Annotated in this window: 17 protein-coding genes and 1 tRNA gene; 11 read left to right on the top strand and 7 right to left on the bottom strand. The window is 71.8% G+C overall.

Annotation, left to right across the window (positions count from 1 at the left end; translation table 11 throughout):
- Positions 1-235 precede the first annotated feature (235 nt).
- Positions 236-4,354 (bottom strand): nSTAND1 domain-containing NTPase, encoded by a 4,119-nt coding sequence (locus tag ACSURM_RS18600; protein ID WP_436956441.1) that lies wholly within the window; start codon positions 4,352-4,354, stop codon positions 236-238.
- An 825-nt stretch (positions 4,355-5,179) separates the two neighbouring features.
- Between ACSURM_RS18600 and ACSURM_RS18595 the strand changes: the two genes are divergently transcribed.
- Both ACSURM_RS18595 and ACSURM_RS18590 read left to right on the top strand, forming a co-directional pair.
- Positions 5,180-5,656, top strand: a complete 477-nt coding sequence (locus ACSURM_RS18595; RefSeq protein WP_436956439.1) for a hypothetical protein — start codon at positions 5,180-5,182, stop codon at positions 5,654-5,656.
- Between the two features lie 75 nt (positions 5,657-5,731).
- Entirely contained in the window at positions 5,732-5,971 is a 240-nt protein-coding gene (locus tag ACSURM_RS18590; protein WP_436956438.1) for a ferredoxin, read from the top strand.
- Here ACSURM_RS18590 and ACSURM_RS18585 read toward each other — a convergent pair.
- The gene (locus ACSURM_RS18585; protein ID WP_436956437.1) at positions 5,968-6,759 is read right to left on the bottom strand and encodes a glycosyltransferase family 2 protein; all 792 of its coding nucleotides are present in this window, start codon (positions 6,757-6,759) and stop codon (positions 5,968-5,970) included. The genes ACSURM_RS18590 and ACSURM_RS18585 overlap by 4 nt on opposite strands.
- 187 nt (positions 6,760-6,946) lie before the next feature.
- Entirely contained in the window at positions 6,947-7,345 is a 399-nt protein-coding gene (locus ACSURM_RS18580) for a DUF6344 domain-containing protein (protein ID WP_436956435.1), read from the bottom strand.
- Positions 7,346-7,695: 350 nt separating this feature from the next.
- Between ACSURM_RS18580 and ACSURM_RS18575 the strand changes: the two genes are divergently transcribed.
- Positions 7,696-7,824, top strand: a complete 129-nt coding sequence (locus ACSURM_RS18575; protein WP_003999697.1) for a DLW-39 family protein — start codon at positions 7,696-7,698, stop codon at positions 7,822-7,824.
- A 259-nt stretch (positions 7,825-8,083) separates the two neighbouring features.
- A complete protein-coding gene (locus ACSURM_RS18570; protein ID WP_436956434.1) occupies positions 8,084-9,478 on the top strand; it encodes a hypothetical protein in 1,395 nt (464 codons plus the stop codon).
- A gap of 19 nt (positions 9,479-9,497) precedes the next feature.
- Here the strand turns inward: ACSURM_RS18570 and ACSURM_RS18565 are convergent, their stop codons facing one another.
- The gene (locus ACSURM_RS18565; protein WP_436956433.1) at positions 9,498-10,925 is read right to left on the bottom strand and encodes a serine/threonine-protein kinase; all 1,428 of its coding nucleotides are present in this window, start codon (positions 10,923-10,925) and stop codon (positions 9,498-9,500) included.
- 109 nt (positions 10,926-11,034) lie between these two features.
- Positions 11,035-11,583, bottom strand: a complete 549-nt coding sequence (locus ACSURM_RS18560; RefSeq protein ID WP_359041226.1) for a helix-turn-helix domain-containing protein — start codon at positions 11,581-11,583, stop codon at positions 11,035-11,037.
- A 183-nt stretch (positions 11,584-11,766) separates the two neighbouring features.
- Here ACSURM_RS18560 and ACSURM_RS18555 point away from each other — a divergent pair.
- From ACSURM_RS18555 to ACSURM_RS18540, 4 genes are all read left to right on the top strand, one after another.
- Positions 11,767-11,839, top strand: a tRNA-Ala gene (locus ACSURM_RS18555).
- A gap of 274 nt (positions 11,840-12,113) precedes the next feature.
- Positions 12,114-13,991 (top strand): tyrosine-type recombinase/integrase, encoded by a 1,878-nt coding sequence (locus tag ACSURM_RS18550; RefSeq protein WP_436956431.1) that lies wholly within the window; start codon positions 12,114-12,116, stop codon positions 13,989-13,991.
- 613 nt (positions 13,992-14,604) lie between these two features.
- A complete protein-coding gene (locus tag ACSURM_RS18545) occupies positions 14,605-15,135 on the top strand; it encodes a hypothetical protein (RefSeq protein ID WP_436956429.1) in 531 nt (176 codons plus the stop codon).
- Positions 15,136-15,355: 220 nt separating this feature from the next.
- On the top strand, positions 15,356-15,676 hold the full coding sequence (locus ACSURM_RS18540) for a chaplin family protein (RefSeq protein ID WP_436956428.1): 321 nt from the start codon (positions 15,356-15,358) through the stop codon (positions 15,674-15,676).
- A gap of 1,116 nt (positions 15,677-16,792) precedes the next feature.
- Here the strand turns inward: ACSURM_RS18540 and ACSURM_RS18535 are convergent.
- Positions 16,793-17,062 (bottom strand): hypothetical protein, encoded by a 270-nt coding sequence (locus ACSURM_RS18535; protein WP_436956426.1) that lies wholly within the window; start codon positions 17,060-17,062, stop codon positions 16,793-16,795.
- A gap of 357 nt (positions 17,063-17,419) precedes the next feature.
- Here ACSURM_RS18535 and ACSURM_RS18530 point away from each other — a divergent pair, with 357 nt between their 5' ends.
- From ACSURM_RS18530 to ACSURM_RS18520, 3 genes are all read left to right on the top strand, one after another.
- Positions 17,420-17,728, top strand: a complete 309-nt coding sequence (locus ACSURM_RS18530) for a hypothetical protein (RefSeq protein WP_436956424.1) — start codon at positions 17,420-17,422, stop codon at positions 17,726-17,728.
- A gap of 114 nt (positions 17,729-17,842) precedes the next feature.
- Positions 17,843-18,172: a hypothetical protein gene (locus ACSURM_RS18525; RefSeq protein WP_436956423.1), complete on the top strand. Its 330-nt coding sequence runs from the start codon at positions 17,843-17,845 to the stop codon at positions 18,170-18,172.
- A 54-nt stretch (positions 18,173-18,226) separates the two neighbouring features.
- Positions 18,227-18,502 (top strand): hypothetical protein, encoded by a 276-nt coding sequence (locus ACSURM_RS18520; RefSeq protein ID WP_436956422.1) that lies wholly within the window; start codon positions 18,227-18,229, stop codon positions 18,500-18,502.
- Positions 18,503-20,088: 1,586 nt separating this feature from the next.
- Here ACSURM_RS18520 and ACSURM_RS18515 read toward each other — a convergent pair.
- Positions 20,089-21,366 carry an ATP-grasp domain-containing protein gene (locus tag ACSURM_RS18515; protein WP_436956420.1) on the bottom strand — a complete coding sequence of 426 codons (1,278 nt, stop codon included), beginning with the start codon at positions 21,364-21,366 and terminating at the stop codon, positions 20,089-20,091.
- Between the last annotated feature and the right edge of the window lie 12 nt (positions 21,367-21,378).

Raw genomic sequence — 21,378 nt, 5'->3', positions numbered from 1 at the left:
ATCGACCTGATAAGGATGAGGCCACAGGTTCAAATCCTGTTAGCCCCACCAGCGAGAAGACCCCCGGTCCGATGGGCCGGGGGTCTTCTGCTGTTCCGGGGGGGGGCGGTGCGGGGACGGGAAAAACCCGACCGCTGGCGACGGGGGATGCACCAGCGATCGGGCTATGGCCAAGGGTAACAAGGTTGTCGGTCGTGTGGGGCCAAGTCCAGGAGAAATCAGGCGGGTTGGCTGGTCACTGGTCGCACGGGGGGTCGTAGGAGAGGCGCGGGAGGTACTCCTGCCAGCGCTGTTTCGTCAGGACGCCCCGGGTGACCGAGCAGATGTGGCGGATCGCCGTGTCCGCGTCCAGGCTCCACAGGCGGACCGTGTCGGTGCCGCTGGAGACGCCGAGGACGTGACTGTTGGGGCTGAAGGAGAGGAAGTGGCCGGTCTTGGCGTTGGGGCTCATGGACCGGCCGATCGGGGTCGCCCGGGCCGGGTCGGTGACGTTCCACAGGCGGACCGTGTTGTCGTTGCCGCCGCTGGCCAGGGTGTGGCCGACCGTGCTGAAGGTCAGGGACGTCACCGCCTCGCTGTGGCCGGTGAGCGGCCTGCCGAGCGGTTCGGCGCGCCCGGGGCCGGTGACGTTCCACAGGCGGACCGTGTCGTCGTCGCTGCCGCTGGCCAGGGTGGCGCCGTCGGCGCTGTAGGCGAGCGCGTTCACCGGGCCCGCGTGCTCGGCCAGCGGGGCGCCCCGGGGGACGGTGCGCGCGGGGTCGGTGACGTTCCACAGCCGGATCTCGCTGTCCGCGCTGCCGCTGGCCAGGGTGTGTCCGTCCGGGCTGAAGGCGAGCGCGTTGACGTAGCCCCGGTGGCCGGTGAGCGGTCTGCCGAGCGGTACGGCGTGCGCGGGGTCGGTGACGTTCCACAGCTGGATGGTGCGGTCGTCGTAGGCGGTGGCCAGGGTGCGCCCGTCCGGGCTGTAGGCCAGCGCGTCCGGTCCCATGAAGCGGGTGCGCAGGGCCAGCGGCGGGCCCGCGGCGACCGGGCGGGCGGGGTCGGAGACGTCCCACAGGTGCACCGTGCGGACACCGGTGAGGACGGCCAGGACGCGGCCGTCGGGCGAGAACACCATGGAGCGCTGGTCGCCGTCGGCCCGCATGAACGGCTCGCCCAGCAGGACCGGCCGGCCGGGCCGGGTCACGTTCCACAGCCGCAGCCGGCCGTCCCGGGCGGCGGTGGCCAGCACCCGGCCGTCCGGCCGGAACGCCCCGCTGCGGCCGACCATGTCGGACGTCGGGACCGACCACAGCCGCACCTTGCCGTCCCCGCTGCCGGTGGCGAGGGTGCGCCCGTCGGGGCGGAACCCCAGGGCGTACATCTCCCCGCTGCTGCCCGCGAGCGGCTCGCCGACCTGGGACGGGGACGCGGGGTCGCCGACGTTCCACAGGCTGGCCGTGCTGTCCGCGCTCGCGGCGGCCAGCCGGCGCCCGTCCGGGCTGAACGCCACCGACCAGATCGGCCCGGTGTGCCCGGTCAGCGGGGAGCCGAGCGGTGTCGCCCGGCCGGGCTGGCGCACGTCCCACAGCCGGACGGTGTCGTCCGCGCTGCCGCTGGCCAGGGTGCGCCCGTCGGGGCCGAACGCCACCGAGTGCACCAGGTCCGTGTGTCCGCGCAGGGTCTTCAGCGGTTCCGGCCGGCGCGGGTCGGCCACGTCCCACAGGCGGATCGAGTTGTCGTCGCCGCCGGCGGCGAGGACGCGCCCGTCCGGGGAGAAGGTCACGCAGCGCACCGCCGCGGTGTGTCCGCGCAGGGTCCCGAGCGGCTTCGGCCGGCGCGGGTCGGTCACCTGCCACAGCCGTACCGTGTGGTCCTCCCCGGCCGAGGCCAGGGTGCGGCCGTCCGGGCTGAACGCCACCAGGTAGATCGTGCCCCGGTGGCCGGTGACCGGCTCGCCGAGCGGCACCGGGTGCGCGCGGTCGGTGACGTCCCACAGCCGGATCGTGCCGTCGTCACCGGCCGAGGCCAGGGTGCGCCCGTCCGGGCTGAACACGGCGCTGCTCACCCAGCTGGTGTGGCCGGTCAGCGGCTTGCCGAGCGGTGCCGGGCGGTTCGGGTCGGCGACGTTCCACAGCCGGACCGTGCGGTCGTAGCTGGCCGTGGCCAGGGTGCGGCCGTCCGGGCTGAAGGAGGTGAGGTAGACCGCGCCGGTGTGCCCGGACAGCGGGGTGGCCAGCGGCGCGTTCACGATCGACAGCAGGCGGCTGTACGTGCCCTCGTCACCGGGGCGCAGCTGGTGCGCGACCAGGTCCAGCTGGGCGGCCAGCGACGGGTCGGTGTGCTGGACCCGGTCGGCCTCGGCAAGGACCTGCTCGAACACGGCGTCGTCGCGCTGCTTCCAGGCGATCACGGCGGAACCGGCGGCCAGCACGGCCAGCACCACCAGCGCCGCCACCGCGGCCCGGCTCAGCCACACCGTCCGCTTGCGCAGCCGTACCGAGGCGGCCAGGAACTCCATCGCGCTGCGGGTCAGATAGGTGTCCCCGGCCGACCGGGCCCAGCTGCGGGCCTGCTCCAGCCGTGACCCCCGGTACAGCAGCGAGCTGTCCCGGCCCGAGTCCTCCCAGGCCCGGCCGTCCTCCTCCAGCCGCTGGCGCAGCAGATGGTCGCCGCGGCCCTCGTCGATCCAGTGCCGCAGCCGGGGCCAGGCGTGCAGCAGCGCCTCGTGGGTGATCTCCACGGTGTCCGCGTCCAGCGTCACCAGCCGGGCCCGCACCAGGGCCTCCAGCGACTCCTCCGTCTTGCCGGGGTCCGCCGACTCCTCGGCCAGCTGCCGCCGGGTGCCGCGCCGCCGGGTGGCCTGGGTGTCCTCGCCCAGCCGGACCAGCCGCAGCAGCAGCAGGCGGGCGGCGGTCCGGGCCGCCGGGTCCAGGCCGGACCAGGCCCGTTCGGCGGTCGCCGCGACCGCGCCCTGGATGCCGCCGGCCGCGCGGTAGCCGGCCAGCGTCAGCTTTCCGGCCTTGCGGCGCTGCCAGGTGGCCAGCAGGGCGTGCGAGAGCAGGGGGAGCACGCCCGCGTCGTGCGCCCCGCGCGGGCCGTCGGCGCTCACCTCGCGCACGATCAGCTCGGTGAGCCCCGGCTCCAGCTCCAGGCCCACCGCCTTGGCCGGCCCGGTCACCGCCTCGCGCAGCTCGGTGCTGGTCAGCGGGCCGAGCACCATGTGCCGGTGCTGGAGCGCGTCGGCCAGGTCCGGGTAGCCGAGGCACTGCTCGTAGAAGTCGGCCCGTATGCCGAGGACGACCCGGACGGGCGCGGGGTCCGCGGCGCCGGCCGGCGGGGTGCAGGCGGCGTGCAGGAACTGGATGAAGGAGCGCCGGTCCGCCTCGTCGGCGCAGAGGGTGAACGCCTCCTCGAACTGGTCCACGATGACGACCGGCCGGGTGCCCGGGGCGAACGCCCGGCGGGCCCAGGCCGCGACCGCCGCGCGTACGGCCCGGGTGACGTGCGGGGCGTCGCTGCCCGGCAGCGCCGGGTTCCGCGCCGCCTCCCGCTCGGCCCGCCGTGCCTCGGTGGCGACGGCGGCCAGTTCGGGGATCCGGCGGACCAGCTCGCCCAGCGGATCGGCGCCGGGCACGAGCTGGAGGATGGGCTCGGGGCATTCCGCGGGCCCGGAGGGTTCGGGGGATGCGTTGGATGCGGGGGATGCGGTGGATTCGCCGGGGGCCGGTGGATCCTGCGGGGTGGGGGCCGTGCCGTCGTACAGGGCGCCGTCCCGGATCGCGGGGACGAGGCCGGCGTTCAGCAGGGACGACTTCCCCGCGCCCGAGGCGCCGACCAGCATGACCAGGCCGCCGGACCGCTCGGCCGCGCGGAGCTGGGCGACGAGGGCCTTCGTACTGCGCTCCCGGCCGAAGAACCACCGGGCGTCCTCGCGCCGGTACGGGGCCAGCCCCCGGTACGGGCACACGCCACCGGGGACCGGCGGCGCCTGGGCCGGTGGCCGCCGGTTCTCCTCTGCGGGCGGCGCGGCCCGGTCGCCGGCCGGACCGGTCAGGGCCAGCTCCCACAGCCGCTGCCAGTGGGCGAGGTCGTACAGGCCGGCCGAGACGGGGGTGGGCCGCAGCCGCCGGGCCTCCGGGATCAGGATGTGGAGGACCGCCGCGAGGGCGGCGAACTGGGCCGGTACGTTCCGGGCCCGCCGCCAGTCGCTGATCCGCTGCGCGGACACCCGTACGGGCCGGCCGCGCTCGTCGACCCGCTGGAGCCGTACGACCGCCTGGGCGACGCTTTTGAGGGGAGGATTTCCGGCCTCCTTGTAGAGCAGCGCGAGCCGCTCGGCGAAGGCTGTGCGTGCCCCTGAGTCGGAACTCAAGGTTCCACCCCTTACTTCCCCCGCGTGTCGGATGTCCGGACCGGAAAACTCACCCTATACGTCTGACCTGCGGTTAAGGGGTGGATCGGGGTCCGGAACCTCCCCGTCGGCGATGACAAATGGCAGGATCCGAACCCGGTAGCGGACTCGTCACACACCGTCCGGACAGGCCACCGGCCCGGTGCTCCGAGAGACAGCCCATGGCGCCGAACGTTCTCGGTCAAATTTCGGCCACCCCGTGCCGCGCCCGGGCGGCCGGGTCCGCGAGCGCCCCGGAAACCGTCCTCACACTTCGGCCCGCGCCGCGCCGACATGGCGTGGGTCGACGTTCCCGCACCGTTCGGCACCGGTCCCCGCGAGGGGAGGGACCGGTGCCGGGCGGGCGGGAATCGGAATCAGTCACTCCGTACGGTGGCCCGGTCGCTGGGCCGGGTTCGTGAGTACGGTCACTGGGCCGGGTGCGGTGGGTCCGATCGTTCGGTCGGGCCGCGCGGTCGGCTCTCGGTCCGGCCGGGAGGGGGCGCGCGGTCGGCTCTCTTTCGTCCGGGTGATCCGGATCGATCGTCCGGTGATCCGATCCGGTCGATCCGGTCGATCCGGTCGATCCGGTCGGACCGGTCGGACCGGTCGGACCGGTCGGTACGGTCCAGTCAGTCAGCCGCGCGGCCGGTGCGGCCCGTCCGCCGTGGACCCGGCGCGGCTCCTTCGCCCGCGTGTCCGCCCCCGGCCGCCGCCGCTTCCCGTTCGCCCATCATCCGGCCTGGAAATCTGACGAAGCGTCAGCTACCTTCGCCTCGCCGTTCGTTCCCGGAGGGGTGAGTGTCCATGCAGAAGCAGCGTCCCCAGTGCCCGCGACCCCCCGGTGAGCCGCGCTGGGTCGCGATGTTCCGGAGCTCCGGCGGGGACGCCTGGACGGTGGGCGCGCAGTCCCCTTACCGGGAACCGGTGCTGTACGCCGTCGGCGACATGACCCGGACCCTGCACGCCCGGGGTGACGAGGTGACAATCGCGCTCTGGGGGCCCGAGAACGGTGCCTGGCGCCTGTTCGACGCACCGTCCGCCACGACGCACGCCCCCGCGCCGGAGCCGTCCGCTCCCCCCGCCGCACCGGAACCGGCCCGGCTGGCCGAGCGCATGACGGACCGCCGGCACCAGGTGCTGCTGGCCGGGCTGGACCGGGCGGGGCTGTACGACCTCGGCCCGGAGGACGGAGAGGCGGTGCGCGTCCTGGCCGACCGGCTCGACGAGCCCACCGTCCGCCGGGTGGCCCACTGGCTGGCCACCGCGGGCGGGCGGCCGTAGGTCCCTCGGCGGGTTGGGAGGGCGGTCCGGCGGGCAGTGACGTCCTGAAGGTCACCGCCGACGGCTGGAGGACGTATGGAGGTCTCCGTCGACCGCGCCCTGTGCTACGGCTCGGCCGAGTGCGCGCACCGGGCGCCGGACGTGTTCGCGTTCGAGGACGGCTACGGCGTGGTGCGCCCCGGAGGCGCCGGGGCCGTCGGGGATCCGCGGATACGGGAGGCGGTCCTGGAGGCGGCCGAGAAGTGCCCGTCGCAGGCCATCGTGCTGAGGGGGCAGGCCGCCGCGCCGACCGACCGGGCCGCCGCCGGCCGCTAGGCGGACGCGGCAGGCTCGGGGGCCGTCGGCGGGCAGGTCCAGCCGAGGTCGGCGAGCGCGCGGGCCCGGGCCTCGGCGACCGCCGTACGGGCCGCCCGCTCGGCGGGGTCGACGTGGGCCGCCTGGCCGGTGACCTGCCCGTCCCACTTGCGGTAGAGCAGACCGGCCCGTGCCGAGAACCAGCCGCGGCTCACCGCGTCCAGCGCCAGCAGCAGCCCGGTGTCCTCGGACGCGGGCAGCGCCATCCAGCCGCCCAGCGCGAGCAGCAGCTCGCGTCGTACGCACAGGGTCGCCGGATGGACCGGCAGGCGGAAGTCGTTCCGCTGCCAATGGGCGAGGACGGTGCCGCGCTCCAGCGGGCCGTCGTCGGGGTCGCCCGGGAAGCCGGCCGTGGTGCCGTCGGGCAGCAGGTCCAGCACGCGGGAGGTCGTCCAGCCGACGGCGGGACGCGCCTCCAGCACGGCCAGGTCGCGGGCGAGCGCGCCCGGGGTGAGCCGGTCGTCGGCGTCCAGCACCTTGACGTAGGCGCCCCGGGCGCGGGACAGCGCGATCGTCCGGGCCACGCCGGGACCGCCCGGCCGGCCCTGGCGGAAGGACACCCGCGCGTCGTCGGGGACGTACGGGCGGATTTGGTCCGTCGTCCCGTCCTCCTGTACGACCCATTCCCACTCCCAGCCGTCGGGCAGCCGCTGCGCGCACAGGGACGCGTACGCGTCCGGCAGGAATCGGGCGGACGGGCCGTGGACAGCGGTGACTACGGTGACGCGCCGGCTCACGGCAGCGCTCACCACCTTTCCCTGCGGTCGGAGCCTGTTGTCGCTGCCAGCATGGCGTACGACGGGTCCGGGACCCCGGCGGGTCCCGGGAAAAGCGCGAGACCCCCGGCCGGGGCGGCCGGGGGTCTTCCGTGTCGACTGGTGCGTACGCAAGTCGCCTTGTTGTCGAGACGTTGCGGTGCTGCGGCGGGGCGGGGGCTCAGCAGTCGAGCGCCGCCGGGGCGTGGTCGGGGCTCTGCGCCTCCGCCTCGGCCCGTGTCCGGGGCCGGGTCTGCTGCTGGAGTTCCGCCTCGCTCTGCTGGGTCTCGGTCTGCGGCCGGTGCCGGCAGCTGGGGGACTTGCCGTGGGCCTCGGCCCGGATCCGCTGCTTCATCGTGGGGGGCAGGGCCCTGGCGCGGGACCAGGCCCAGGGATGTGCGACCGGGATCGTCGGGAGCGTGCGGTGCGCGGTGCCGGTGTCGGCGCTCTCGGTCCGGGGTCCGGCCGGGGCGGCGGTGGCGGTGGCGGCGCCGGCGGAGACGAGGCCGAGCGCCGTGCACAGCGCGAGGAAGGCGGTGACGATGGCGGTCCACATCTTCATGACCTTGGTGCGGGCCATGATCCCCTCACTTTCGGGTTGGGCGATTTGCGTACTTTGTTCATGATGTGTATGAGGGTCGCGATGTGGTGGACCGACGCCCGTGGCGCGTCGATGTTCCGATGAACACCACTCGGATGGCCGCAAGAAGGGAGAAAACCCCCTAAAAGGCGATGGATGCGGCCGAAGCGGGAGCAAAGTAACCGTCCGTGGGGACGTGGTCACGCTCCGGTCGGCACGGCCTCCGGCCCCGCCTACTGCGCCGCCGGGTGCGGGAGTTGGGCGCCGACGCAGGTCACCGACCGATATCGGGCGGTGTGTATAGTCGGGCGCCAGAGGTCCCCTACGTCAAGGAAAGACGAGGTCGCGCGGTGAAGAAGCTGCTCCTGGTCGCACTGGCCGCCATCGGCGGGCTCCTCGTGTACCGCCAGATCCAGGCGGATCGCGCCGAGCAGGACCTGTGGACGGAGGCGACTGACTCCGTGCCCACGGGTTCGTGAGTCCCCCTGTCGAAGCCGATACCGAATCTGTACAGACCCCGGTCGCCCGAGCGGCCGGGGTTCTGCGTTGTCGGGGGGCATCCGCAGGGCGTCCCGGGTTGCGGGGGCGCGCGGGCCGGGGTAGCGGGGGCGGGACGTGGTGACGTGGGGCGCGGACGTTTCGGACGGGTGTACCCGTTGCCCGGATGGCGCAGGGCCGGCCGGGGAAGGATGGAGCCCGCGACGCGGTGCGGTGGTCCGACGAGTGGGGGTGGGGCACGTGCGGGGCCGAGGGGGTACGGGGCGCGGGGGTGTCGTCGCCCGGTGCGCGGTGGCGCTGCTGCTGGTGCTGGGTCTCTGGTCCCTCGGCGGCCCGACGGCCGTCGCGCGGGGCGAGGGGGCCGACATGTCGGCGGGTGCGCGGGGAGAGGAGGCCGGTCCGCCGGCCGGGGACGGCTACGCCTTCACGCCCGGTGCCCGTACCGTCGTGGGCGCGCCGGACACCGCGGGCGCCGTTCCGCTGGACGCCCGCCACACCTACCGCAGCTCCCTCCCCCGTGCCGCGAGGCTGTACTACCGCCTCCGGCTCACCGCGGCGGAGACGGCGTACGTCCCCGTCACCGCCGTGCCGCCGCCCGACGCCGCCGTCTCCGCCACCGACGGCATCCGCGTCTCGCTCCGGAACGCGAACGGCACCTCCTGCTCCTACGCCTCCGCGCGCTTCGGCGCCGGGATCAGCCCCCGCCCGGTCACGGCTCTGGGGCAGCGCGAGACCGGCAAGGCGCTGTGCCAGGGCGGCGGCACGTACTACCTGCTCGTCGAGCGGCTCGACGCCGGTCGCCCGGAGGCGACGGCCGGGGCCGGGCCGTGGGACCTGGAGATCGCGCCCGTCACGGAACCGGGTCTGGTCCGGGCCGGCTCCACGACCCCGCCGCGCGACTGGGCCCCGGCCAGTCCCGAGCCCCCCGCCGGCCGGCCCCGCGAACGCTCCGGCGGCACCGGGTTCGCGACCGCGCGAACGGTGGGCCAGGGCGTCTGGCGGACAGCGCTCGCCCCCGGCCAGACCCGGTTCTACAAGGTCCCGGTGGACTGGGGCCGACGGCTGCACGCCTCCGCCGAACTGGGCGGCGCCCAGGGCCACGGCTACGTCGGCGGTGCCCTGACCCTCTCCCTCCACAACCCCGTCCGCGGGGCCGTCGACGACGCCACCGCCGGCTACACCGGCACCGCCAAGCCCACCGCGCTCGCCCCGCTGCCGCCGGTGGAGTACGCCAACCGGTACGCCGTACCGGCCGGGGTGACCTCCGTACGGTTCGCCGGTGACTACTACCTCGTCGTGCACCTCAGCACCCGGCTGGCCGAGCCGTTCGGGCCGGGGCCGTACGAGGTCACGCTGCGGGTGCGGGTGGACGGGCGGGCGCACGCGGGTCCCGGGTACGACGGCGGGCCGGTGCCGGAGGACGTCTTCACGGTCAGCGACGCGGACCGTGCCGCCGCGCTGACCGGGGGCCTCGGGAGCGCGGACACCGGGGCCTCCGGCGGGCGGGGAGCCGGTGACGGTGACGGGATGACGCGGCTGGTCGCCTTCGGCGGGATCGGCTCGGGGACCGCGCTGTTGCTGGTGCTCGGCGGCTGGACGGTGGCGGCCCGGCGGGCGCACGCGCGGGCCCGGTGACGGCGGGACCGGTGCCGGGTCAGAGCCGGGCCAGGGCCCAGAAGCCCACCGCGTAGCAGACCAGCGCCAGCAGCAGGAGGGGGACCACGGCCTTCGCGGGCGGGCCCGGACGCCGGGGCGCCCGCCGCGCACGGTGACGCCGGCCGGAGGCGGGCGCGGGGGCCGGGAGGGGCGGGGCCGGGGGCGCCGGATGCGGGACGCGGGGAGTGTAGGCGGCGGTGGTGGTGTCGACGGGCGGGGCCGGTAAGGCGTCCGGCAGTGGTCCCGGCACCTGGACCGGGGGGATGTGCGGGGGCGGGGGTGCGGGTGCGAATGCCGGTGCGGGGGTGGACGGGAGGGGACGGGGGTTGGGGGTCGGGTCCGGTGGGGGGAGACGGAAGCTTCCGGTGTCCGACGGGGAGGCGCTGGAGTCCGTATCGGTACGCGCGCCCGTACCCGCGCCTGGTCCCGTACCCGTACCCGTGCCCGTGCCCGTGCCGGTGTGCGGGTCGTCTTGCGGGGCCGTTCCGGAGGCCGGGGACGGGGTGCTGTCGGGGAGCAGCTCCAGGGCGATGCCGGGGGCCTGACGGAGGGGGCCGTCGGGGCCGAAACCGGGGGGCAGGGGGCCGAGCTGGTCGAAGATTTCGATGAGTTCGTCGTCGATGCCGGGCTCCGGCAGGAGTTCCGCGGCGGCGGCGAGCGCTTTGCGCGCCCCCGTGGCCGTACGGAAACGGTCCGCGGGATCGGGCTGGAGCAGCGAGGCGACGACCTGCCAGAGCGGTCCCGGGATGCCCTTGGGCGGGCCGGGCGTGCCGTTCTCCAGGAAGTACCGCATGAGTGCCTGGGTGTCCGGCTTGGCGCCTTCGAGGAGGTAGAGGGCGACCAGCCCCACGGCGAACAGGTCGGCCGGGAAGTCGGGTTCGGCGCCCAGCATCTGCTCGGGGGCGAGGTAACCGGGCGTGCCCACCACGAGGTTGGTCTCCGTCAGCCGCGGCTCGCCGAGCCGCATGGCGATGCCGAAGTCGGACAGCCTGAGCCGGGGGCGGCCGGTGCCGGTGGCCTCGAGGAGCACGTTGGCGGGCTTGATGTCCCGGTGGACGACGTCCTCGGCGTGCACGGCGGCGAGCCCGGACAGCAACTGGTCGAGCAGCGTGCACACGAAGGCGGGCGGGAGAGGGCCGTAGTCGCCGACCAGGTGGACCAGGGAGCCGCCGGTGACCAGGTCCATGGTGAACAGCACCTTGTCGTCGTCGGCGGCCCAGCTGGCCGGGGCGAGGACGTGCGGATGGTCGATGCGCATGCCCTGCTCCCGGACGAAGCGGAGCAGGGAGTGGGCGTCGCGCTGCTGAAGGACCTTGGCGGCCACGTAACGCCGCCGACGGTGGTCCCAGGCCCGCCATACGGCGCCCACGCCACCGCGTCCGATCGGGTCGGCCAGCTCGTACCGGCCGGCGAAGACCTCACCCATGCAGCCGCCGCTCCCCTCGTGGCCCTGTACGCCCCCGATGGTGATCTCGTACCCCGTACCCGGTGCACCGTGCCCGGTCGGCCCGCCCCCCGGTGCGCCGGCCGGTGGGTCAGCTCTGGTGGGACTGGTAGTGCGCGACGGCGTCGGCGGTGCGGCCGGCGCCGTAGACGCGGAGGAACTCGGCGAGTTCGGGGTGGCTCGGCGCGAGGGCGTCGGCGGCGTCGATGATGTCACCGGCGGCGGCCACCGAGCGGAGCAGCGACTGGATCTCCCGGACCACGCGCTTCACCGTGGGCGCGCCCGAGCTGCCGGTGGTCTGGGTGGTGTTGCTGAGCACGGAGCCCCCCTGTGACTTCTTGATCTCCTCCATGCGGTCGGTCGCCTCGGCGGCGCTGACGCTGCCGTCCGCGACCAGGGAGGCCAACTCCTGGAGCAGCTGGACGCGCTGGACGACGGCGGGGTTGCCGATCTTGGCGCGCTGGCCGCTCATCAGCTGGGAGAGCATCGGAGCGGACAGGCCGAGGACCGCGGCGAGCCGTGCCTGGTTCAGCCCGAGATCGTCGATGAGCTTACGGAAGAGCGCCCCCAGCGGCTCCCCGTACCAGTTCCGCTGCAGCTCCCGCGCTCTGGCGGTGGCTTCCTGCTGTGCGGCGTCCATTGCGTCTCCCCATCGCTTCCCCTGAAAACCGCGGTTCGCTGTAGCGAACCACGTCGAGCATCTTACGGAGAGTGGTCATCCGCGGGGACCCCCAATCTTTTTGCGGGATACGGGGGGTGACCCGGTACTCTGGTCTGCGGCACCCGCCGGATCCTGATCCTTCCGGTCGGCCGCTGCTTTTCCGGGGCCTTAGCTCAGTTGGTAGAGCGCCGTCTTTGCATGGCGGATGTCAGGGGTTCGACTCCCCTAGGCTCCACTTCTTCAGATCCCCTCTGACCTGCGGAAACGCTGGCGAGAGGGGGTCTTGGTCATCCTGGTGTGCGCACCGTGTACGCACGGGGGCCGAATCGGGTGTCGTGAGGCCGTTGCACCGCCCGGTGGGGTGAACGCGATGCTCGCCCTGAGGTGGGGGCGATGCCCATGGCTCCGGGCCCCGGGGAGCGTGCTGCTCGGCTGGTACCACTCGCCGAGCTGGGATCGCCGAGGCTGAGATGGGACTTCTGCCCGGCCCCCTGCCTACGGTGCGCCGCATGGCACACGTACAGGAGCGGAAGCGCAGCGACGGAGAGATCTCCTACATCGTTCGGTGGCGAGCGGGAGGCGCTCGCGCAGGCAAGAACGAGTCCGAGATCTTCACCGATCCCGTAGCTGCCGAGCGCTTCCGGGACCTGGTGAACGGACACGGCCAGCAGTGGCCTCCCGGCTGGATACGCGGTCATGGATTCGTGAGCCACCTGCGGAGCCCGGAGGAGATGTTCGAGACCTTCGCCATGAAGCAGATCGGCCTGCTCACCGGTGTCCAGGGTGACACCAAGGCGAAGTACCGGCGGCTGGTCGAGCAGAACATGTCGCCGTGGTTCAAGAGCTACTCCGTTCGGGACGGAGAGGGCGGGATCACCCGCGAGATGGTCCAGCAGTGGGTCAACGACCTCGCCGCCGGAGCGCCGGCCCCGCACGACGAGAAGGACCGCAGGCCCCGCACGAAGTACAAGCCGAAGACGGTCGCGAACCAGCACGGTCTGCTCCACGCGATCCTCCAGGCCGCCGTGGACGCCGAGCCCCAGCTCCGGGCGACGAACCCGTGCAGCTACACGCGGCTGCCCCGCCTGGACGGCGAAGAGGTCGAGGAGGAGATGGTCTTCCTCGAACGCGAGGAGTGGGCGTGGATCCACGCGTGCATGGCCGAGGACGCGAAGGAACTCGCCGAGACCTTCGCGGAGACCGGCGGTCGCTGGGGTGAGGTCACCGCACTTCAGCCGCGCGACCTGCGCCGCCGCAACGGCCGTCCCGCCCTCCGCATCCAGCGTGCCTGGAAGCGGGACGAGGCCGGCAAGCCGTACCTGGGGGCTCCGAAGACGAAGAAGAGCCGCCGCACCATCGTGATCACTCACCAGCTGGACCAGATGCTCCGCCGCCGGGCCAAGGGCAAGGCCCCGGACGACCTGCTTTTCACCGGGCCCGAGGGCGGCCGATGGGACGCAGGAACGTTCCGCCGTCTTCGCTGGGTGCCAGCGATCGAGCTGGCCGCCGAGAAGTTCGGCCTGATCAAGAGGCCGCGCATCCATGACCTCCGTCATTCCCACGCGGCATGGCTGATCGCGGCGAAGGTGCCGCTGCCCGCGATCCAGGCCCGGCTGGGCCACGAGTCCATCACCACCACGGTGGACCGCTACGGCCATCTCCTTGACGCGTTGGACGACGAGGTCATGGCCGCCGTCGAGTGGGCCATGGACCCGATGGCGCCTCTGCCGGGATTCCTCCTGCACTCCGAGCTCACCCACGCGACCAAGGGGCTTGCCACCGTGCCCCACCTACGGGCCGGGCAGGTGCAAGACGTGTGGAAGGACGGGAAGGACACGGCGCAACCAGGTACCGCGTTCGGCGTCGAGCCCGTGTTCGTCGTCACGCTCGGAGGCCGCGAGGTTCCTTTCGCCGACCGGGACCACGCTCAGCGAGTGGCCGATCAGTGGAACGACGATCGCGCAGAGGAGATGGACGCGATGCACGCCGGCGGGTGGCCAAAAGACAAGGCCACACGTCACGGCGCCGTCGATCCCGAGGAGCGGGAGCGGTGGGACGGCGGCGGAGGCGTCTGGACGCGCGTGCCGGACCGCCGGTTCGTCTACTACGCGATGGCGGCGTACGAGTCCGACGGAACCCTCTCGTACGAACCGCTGCCGTTGGCCGGCCGGTGGACATGGGAGTTCGAGGACGACTCCTTCACCAAGGCGGTCGCCGAGCACCGCACTGAGTACCGGCCCAACGGAACCACCGAAGCCCACGCCCGCGGCATCAACAAGGGCTCGGTGATGACGGCCTTCGAGGAAGCCCGCGCGACGGCCCTGGAAGTCTGCTCGCAGAACCCCTACCTTCGCCCGCTGGACTCCACCGTAGAACCGACTGGCTGAGTTCGTCGGGGGTGCAGCGCGGATGCCGGGTGACAACTGACGACTGCCCGGGCCGGTCGTTCATGGCCCGGGCAGCTTCAAGTCGACGTCGATTTGGAGCTCAACGCGCGCTTTTAGAGGGCGTCGCTGTGCTGCACTCCAGTCACCGAGATGGCTACTCTGGGCCAGATCCGTTTGAAGACGGACCCTGGCTGCCATCGACGAGCAGACTCCCAGCCATTTGTCTGGTGGGTGGGCGTCAATGTGGCGGCCTCACGTTGCCCCCTTCGCTTGCGTGCCCCTCGTACAGGTGCGGCCGTTGATCAGTCCGCTGGATGTCCATGCGACGAACGGCCATCACACCACCTGTCCGCGGCACGCTGCGAACGGCTTCGCGCCCCGGCTCCGCCCGACGAAGGAAGAGGTGCATGGGGCAATTCAGTCAGTTCGCGCGCGGCAAACGCCGTCAGGGGCGGCCCGGCACGGCCGCCGTCCGGACTCTGGCGCTGACCGGTGCTGTGACCGCAACCGTGTTCGCGGCCGGGCAGGCGCGGCGGTCGCCGTGCTAGTGGTGCTCCTGCTGCCCGGCGCGAACAGCGCCGACTACTCCGGCCTCCAGGTCGGCAACTAGCGCATGGCCGAGAAAGCAACGACCAACACCACGCTGGTCGCATACATCAAGGTCGAGACGAGCGCCGGTCTGCCGCCCTGGCCCCTGCGGGGCTCCGCACCCGGCCCGGCTTCCACTGCCGCCGGCCTCTTTCCCCCGTCCACCTTTCTGAGACAGAAGGAGAAACCTATGCACACGCTCAGACGCCCCACGGTCCTGCTGGCCGTAGTCGGCACCTTGGCCCTGGCCACGGCTGGTTCCGCCGTCGCCGACACCAACAAGAGTCAGCAGAGCTTCAACAGCAGCGGCTCCACCGCCCCGCTGCTGTCCCCCGCCACGCCGTCCCGCCCGGACAACGGGCAGTCCAGCCAACAGACCCTGGACAAGGCCGACACCACAAACTGGGCCGTCATCGACTACGTCGGGCGTGAGTCGGACGTCGCTCACGCGAGCACGTCGGACCGCGCGCATGACATGGCGACAGGCAGGACAACACCGTCGGAAAGCGACCTTGAAGACGACGCGCAACGCGCGCAGGAGCTGGCGGCGAGCTGAGCGGTGCAGGAGACCGCCAGGCAGGGTGAGTGCCTAGGTTCTGTCTCTTTGGTCAGCGCCATCCCCATCTGGGGTAAGACACTGACGAAGAAGACAGAACCTGATAAGTGCGGGCGTACCCGTGTTGTCGACAGTGGCCGGTCGTTGGGCATGTGACGAGTGCTGGAATGGCCGGCTGCCCCATTGAGGGGTGTCGTCCTGTGTAGTGAGGAGGCGGAACATGGGAACGGCGGTACGGGCGCGGTCTGCACGCAGGCAGGCGGTCCTGGTGGGCACGGCCCTGGGGGCGGTAGCACTGTCGGGGACACCGGCGCACGCGAACATCGTCGGGGTGGGCAACGCCGCTTTCGGCAACAGCTGCGCCAACTACGGTGCCGCGCGGGCGTCGGGTGCCACGGTCGCGGGCACGGGCACCCTGTCGGGTAACGCGATCGGGTTGCCGCTGGACCTGCCGCGCAACGAGTGCGGCAACAGCGGAATCACCTGTGTCTCCCATGGCGTCGGCAGTACTGTCGGTACCGGCATTGGTCCCGGTTTCTGAAAAGTGTTGCAGGAGGACGTGTTCAGGCACGTCGGGACGGTGTCCGAGGCTGTGCGGTCCTGCGGTGAGGGCGAGGTTGTGCGCACAGGCAATGGTCTGGTCGGTCGATGGAGGCCGTATCCGCGTTGCCGGCTTTCGCGGAGCACCTTGTCCTTCTGTCCGGGGAGAGAAGGCGTGCTCGACACGGGCGACCCGCGGCTCCTCACCGGAGACGCCGGTGGTCATTCCGGCTTTATGGGCGCGCGCCTCAGAAGGACGAGGACTGCCACGAGTGCGCAGGCCAGTTTCACGGCTCCGCACCGCAGGGCCAGGCACAGGCCATCGATGGAGGATTCCTACGCCCATAAGGTCACCCGCAGGGCGCCGGCGCCGGTGTAGCTTCCGCCCGCCACCACCACATGTACGGGCGTTCCTGCTCGCTTCCGTCCCGGCCGCAGATGGGCCCCGGGCCGACACAGCTTCGGACACGCTGTGAGGCGGCTCGGCTATGTCTCGAGGACGAGGAGTCGGTCTCTGATCGGGACGGCCGACATCGCTGCGGACGCCGGCCCGCCCTGCCCTGACCAAACGGGCCCCCACGCGGCACGGCATACGGTCAGCCGCTCACCGCTTCCGCCGAAGCGGGATGCCCGCTCCCTGCCACACCCACACAGGCAACACCATCACCAGCTCTCACTCGGCGGGCCCTCACAAACCGCCGCCAGCAGTGGACTGGGCGGCCCTGTCGGGCAACGCGATCGGGTTGCCGCTTGACCTGCCGCGCAACGAGTGCGGCAACAGCGGAATCACCTGCTCCACCGAGGGGATCCCCGTACAAGGCGCCCTCGGCAACGGGAGAATTGACACGCCTGGCACGGCGGGTCCTGGAGGCTGATCCTGATGCCTGAGGACGGTCGTTCCAAGCGGGTGCGGTAGACGGTAGGCGCTCCGGTCCTCCGGGAGCGGTGAACGGCAGGTGTCTGCGGGTGTGCCGACCCGGGTGTGGGGGTCCGTTCGGTTCACGCAGGGGGTGCCGGCGTCCGCAGCGACGCCGGCCGTCCCGGTCAGGGGCCGGCTCCTCGTCCTCTGCCGGTAGCCCGCCGAGCGCCGGAACCGCGAGCACATAGCCGCGCCTCCTCACAGTGGGTCCGAAGCCGTGCGGGCCCGGGGCCCGTCTGCGCCCGGGGCGGGAGCGAGCAGGAACGTCTCATACATGTGGTGGCGGCGGTGGGTGAGGCAGTGGTGCAGAAGGTCCGCGGCCTGCCGCGGCCGGCCGGCCTCCACGAGCGCGCGGGCGTAGGTGTCCTGGATGATCTCGCGTTCCACACGGACGCCACCGATCCGCTCGGCCTGTTCGCCCAGCGGAGCGAGCAGGTCCACGGCCGGTCCCGGCCGCCCGGCGGCCATGTGGGCCAGGGCACGGGGCGATAGGCGCCAGCACCTCGGCGTACTCGCCCCCGGTGGGGTCTGAAAGCCGTCCCGTGCTCCCATCAGACTCACCGGCCTCAAGTACCTGGTCAGCGTCGGCCCGCGGTGCGCCTGGGCCGGGGAGCAGTGTCGCAGCAGTCAACACAGCGACAGCATGGTTGATCCTTTCGGCGCCGTGACCGTTGACCCGGTAGAACCGTTGGATAGTACGTCTGACATTCATCTGACGAGACGACACAGCGGGAGTCAAGCGGTAGGCATCGACGCTTGACCTGCCGCCTCCCGGTTGGCACTACGCCCGGGGATCGTTCAGCACAACGAAACGAGGAGTGCCTCATGGGGCGACTCAGCATGCTCGCGCGCCTGGAACGCACCCGAAGGCCGCTCGCTCTGGCCGCCACTGCGACCATCGGGCTGACCGGCGCCGTATTCGCGGCGGGTGCGGGGGCCGCAGTCGCCGACACCAACACCGCCACCGAGAAGTCCACCATGCTCTGCAACGTGGTGCTCCTCTCGCCCGGCGCAGACGTCGGTGGCTGTTCGAACGTGCAGGTCACCGGCCAGGACATGGTGAAGAACGGCACGGCCAACACCACGCTCATCGACTACGCCAAGGTCGAGACGGTCACCAGCCTGCTGCCCTGACCTCTCCCGTTTGATTTCCCCTGCGGGGTCACAGCCGGCTCATCGCCCCGTCCGCCGCGCAGGCTGCCACCGCCCATCCACTGCCTTCTGTTCATCCCGCTCAAGAGGAGACTCATGCGCGCACCCACACGCGTCACTGCCGCCGCGCTCCTGACCGCTGCCACGGCGCTCGCCGCCGCCGGCACCGCCAGCGCTGATACCAACAAGAACCAGCAGGCCTCCAGCATCAGCGGTCCGACCCTGCCGCTGCTGTCCCCGGAAGGCGGCCACAGGCACGGCCACCCGGACAACGGCCAGAACAGCCAACAGCTCACCGACAAGGCCCATACCACCAACTGGGCCGTCCTGGACTACGTCGGACGCGAGGGTCACCAGGAAATGGGGCGGAAGGGCGGACCAGGAGATCGCGAGATGGCAGTCAACGAGGACAACTTCGGGCGCTGATCTCGCTCTGCCAGACACAACCGACACCAACCGACACACAAAGAGGCAAACACCATGAACAAGACGATCACGCGGTCCGTGACACTTGCCCTGACCACCGGCGCCCTCGCACTGACCGCCGTCGGCACCGCTACCGCGGACACCAACAAGAACCAGCAGACCTCCAACATCAGCGGCCCCACCGCCCCCGTCCTGTCCCCCGGCACCGGCCCCGGCAACAACTGGCAGAACAGCCAGCAGGCCATGATCAAGCGTCACACCACCAACTGGTCCGTCATCGACTACATCGAACTGCCCTCCCTGCCCAACCTCGCCGCCGGCGCCCTCTGACCCGATAACCCCGGTCAGCCATACCCGTCAGCAACCGTGCCACCAGGCCCCGGCGAACCTCCTCCCGTCGGGGTCTGGTATTTCCGAAAAATGCCACCACCCGCTGCGTCCGCCACCTTGGGAACCGGAACGAAGTGGGTTCACTCCAGACAATCAGCGACGGCCTCCGGAGCCGTGTGCGCAGGTTCGAATCCTGCCGGGGGCACTCGCCGGATCACCCGCTAGTTCCTGTACGTGATCTGGGCGCATGCCGAGGAGAGGGAACGGGAGTCAGGCGGCACACGGGACCGGTGTCGATCAACCGGTGAACAAGTGAGTTCGAGCCGGCCTGACGTATAGACATATCCCAGCCCCTCGGGGAGCCCGTCTGGGATGGTGCTGTAAGGGACGGTCACCAGAGGCTGAGAGGGCGTCCCGCAGCTGCTGCGGTCTCGATGCGCCGGGCGATCTCCACCTCGGATTCGCCCCGCGCACAGCCCGTGCGTATGGCCGCGCCGATCGTGCGGGCGCGGCCGGCCGGTCCTCGGAGGTCCGCCAGGGGGCTTCCGGGGTCGCGGCGCCGGGCGAGCCACTCGGCTCGGTTTTCCGCAGGGGTGCCGAGCCGGAGGTGGGCCGGTTGCCGGCAGGAGTGGTTGTCGCAGGTGTGGCACACGGTGGGGCTGTCGCTGCCCAGCCGAGGCGCGGAATGACGCCGTGCGCCGGCTGATAGCCGTACAGGTGGCCGGGGACCAGGCGAACCAGAACCAGCAGTCCGACTCCGACGGCGTGCGGTGTACCTTCGCCCCATCAACCGCACTGAGACGACGACCTCCTCTCGAGAAACACAGGAGAAGGTGCCCCTCGTGGGCGCGTGACCCGTAGAGCCGTCCACGAGCCGAGGAGGCGGCGCGCCCAGTGGACGCGGGCCGTCCGGGCGTCTTGGCTGATCGCCGCGTGTGGGGCGAGGGTGTCGAAGCCATGGCAGGCGTCTGGACAGACGTGGAGTTCGGCTTGCGCCGCCGGACTGCCCCACCGCTGGAAGGTCGAGCGGACACTGGGCTCGGTGATGAACGTTCACGGCTGCGAACGCCTGCCTCAGCAGCTTCGCGAAGAGCTGCGCCTTGGTCGGGGCCGAGGCCGCACGCCAGACCGCCGGGGCCCTTTGACGGCGCCTCAAGCGGCTTGAAGCCGAGCGGACACCCGTTCATGCTGCTCGGGCGGGCGTCCATCGGCACACCGGGCTGGGTCCCGGACGGGCTGCCGTCGGTGTCGACATTGCTCCTGCAATCAGTTTAGAGAGCGTGCCCACGAGTGGGCACGGCGTGCTGGTGGAGCGGGACCCAAGAGGATTCAGTTGGATCGAGGGGGGTGGAAAAGTCCGGTTTCTCGGAAAAACCGCAGGTGGGAAGCGTCTCAGTTTCGGGTTCGACTCCCCTAGGCTCCACTTCTCAAAACCCCTCCGACCTGCGGAAACGCTGGCTGGAGGGGTTTTTGCCGTCTCCGGGGGCCGCCTGTGATCAGGCGGCCCCCGGAGACCGGGCGGCAGGCGCGCGGCGGGTACGGCCGACGGGAGTTCCTACCGGAGCGGTCGCCGGAGCGCCGCGGGTCTATTCGGCGACGTGGTACACGCTCTCCTTGAGAGAACGCACCTTCTCGTAGTCCGCAGTGAGCTGGTGCTCGTCCGGCGCGCTCATGAGGACGCGCAGGACGCTGGTGAGGAGCCCGACAGTGGGGGTGATCCGGTCGCCGGGCTTCAGCTTGACGGTGACGTCGTGAACGCTGTCCAGGGCGCGGATCTCCGCCACGATGTCCTCGTCCACCGCGGTGACCGTGCCGTTGAGCGTGGTGGGTGCCTCGTAGATGACGGCGGGGCGGCGCCTGCTGTAGGTCTTGTGGCCGTACTGCTTCTGGAAGGCCTCCGGCTGAAGATAGGCCAGCGCGGTCAGCCCGGCCTGGTTGTGGCCCAGGCACGCGTTGTTGAAGTCGGCGTCGATGTGGCCGCTGAGCCGGGTGCCGATCTCCACCAGAGCCGGCCCGTCCGGAGTCATGATGACCTCGGCATGGGCCGGGCCCCACCGGACGTCGAGGGCCGCGAGAACCTCGTCGACGTACGCGGTCAGCTCGGCGACCAGTTCGTCGCTTCCGTCGACCAGGAGGTCACGGTTGTAGATGTTCTTCCCGTTGGGCAACAGGGATTTCTCGTACTGCCAGACGTCGCACGTGTACCGCACCCCGTCGGCGCTGACGGTGTCGACGATGTACTCGGTACCCGACAGGTAGGACTGGACGAGGATCTCCCGGTTCTGCTTCCCGAAGATGTCCGGCGTCGCCAGGACGTCCTCGGCGGCCCGGCGGACGTCCTCGGCGTTCTTGCATATGGACACCCCGTCCGACGCCGCCGAGCTCAGCGGCTTGACGACCACGGGGTACGAGTCGCGCTCGGCGGCCCAGGCGGCGATGGCCCGCGGATCCGCGCTCTTGAACTGGTCGGCGCAGCGGACGCCGGCCCGGCGCAACGCCTCGATCATCTCGTACTTGTCGCGGCGGGCCTGTGTCAGCAGGGTGCCGTTGGACGGCACGCCGAGTGCCTCGCCGAGGTGATCGGCCATGGTGACCGCGCCGTCCTGGCCGGCGACGACGCAGACCGGGGCGTACGGCTTGAGCCGCTGTACCAGCGACTCCATGTCACCGTCGGCACACACCACGTTGAGCGCGTACTCCGACAGCCGCGGGGGGCTGAGGGTCGGCATGAGATCGGTGGTGCTCTGGACGTGGAGGACGTCGGCACCCAGTTCGGCGAAGGCCCGGGGGTAGAAGTTGCCGGCGGAGTACCCGTCGACGACGACAGCGGTGGGACGGTTACCGGTGTTCTGGGTTACTGGCATGGTTCGGTTCCT

Source organism: Streptomyces sp. SudanB182_2057 (genome assembly GCF_964272715.1).
Classification (GTDB): Bacteria; Actinomycetota; Actinomycetes; order Streptomycetales; family Streptomycetaceae; genus Streptomyces; species Streptomyces rubradiris.
The sequence above is the reverse complement of the archived record's forward strand: the minus strand, read 5'-3'. Positions and strand labels throughout refer to the sequence as shown.

Excerpts from the sequence above, each read along its gene's own strand:
- ACSURM_RS18595 (WP_436956439.1), top strand. The coding sequence starts at position 5,180 with ATGCAGAAGCAGCGTCCCCAGTGCCCGCGACCCCCCGGTGAGCCGCGC.
- ACSURM_RS18590 (WP_436956438.1), top strand. The coding sequence starts at position 5,732 with ATGGAGGTCTCCGTCGACCGCGCCCTGTGCTACGGCTCGGCCGAGTGC.
- ACSURM_RS18580 (WP_436956435.1), bottom strand. The coding sequence starts at position 7,345 with ATGGCCCGCACCAAGGTCATGAAGATGTGGACCGCCATCGTCACCGCC.
- ACSURM_RS18565 (WP_436956433.1), bottom strand. The coding sequence starts at position 10,925 with ATGGGTGAGGTCTTCGCCGGCCGGTACGAGCTGGCCGACCCGATCGGA.
- ACSURM_RS18560 (WP_359041226.1), bottom strand. The coding sequence starts at position 11,583 with ATGGACGCCGCACAGCAGGAAGCCACCGCCAGAGCGCGGGAGCTGCAG.
- ACSURM_RS18550 (WP_436956431.1), top strand. The coding sequence starts at position 12,114 with ATGGCACACGTACAGGAGCGGAAGCGCAGCGACGGAGAGATCTCCTAC.
- ACSURM_RS18545 (WP_436956429.1), top strand. The coding sequence starts at position 14,605 with ATGGCCGAGAAAGCAACGACCAACACCACGCTGGTCGCATACATCAAG.
- ACSURM_RS18540 (WP_436956428.1), top strand. The coding sequence starts at position 15,356 with ATGGGAACGGCGGTACGGGCGCGGTCTGCACGCAGGCAGGCGGTCCTG.
- ACSURM_RS18535 (WP_436956426.1), bottom strand. The coding sequence starts at position 17,062 with ATGGCCGCCGGGCGGCCGGGACCGGCCGTGGACCTGCTCGCTCCGCTG.
- ACSURM_RS18530 (WP_436956424.1), top strand. The coding sequence starts at position 17,420 with ATGGGGCGACTCAGCATGCTCGCGCGCCTGGAACGCACCCGAAGGCCG.
- ACSURM_RS18525 (WP_436956423.1), top strand. The coding sequence starts at position 17,843 with ATGCGCGCACCCACACGCGTCACTGCCGCCGCGCTCCTGACCGCTGCC.
- ACSURM_RS18520 (WP_436956422.1), top strand. The coding sequence starts at position 18,227 with ATGAACAAGACGATCACGCGGTCCGTGACACTTGCCCTGACCACCGGC.
- ACSURM_RS18515 (WP_436956420.1), bottom strand. The coding sequence starts at position 21,366 with ATGCCAGTAACCCAGAACACCGGTAACCGTCCCACCGCTGTCGTCGTC.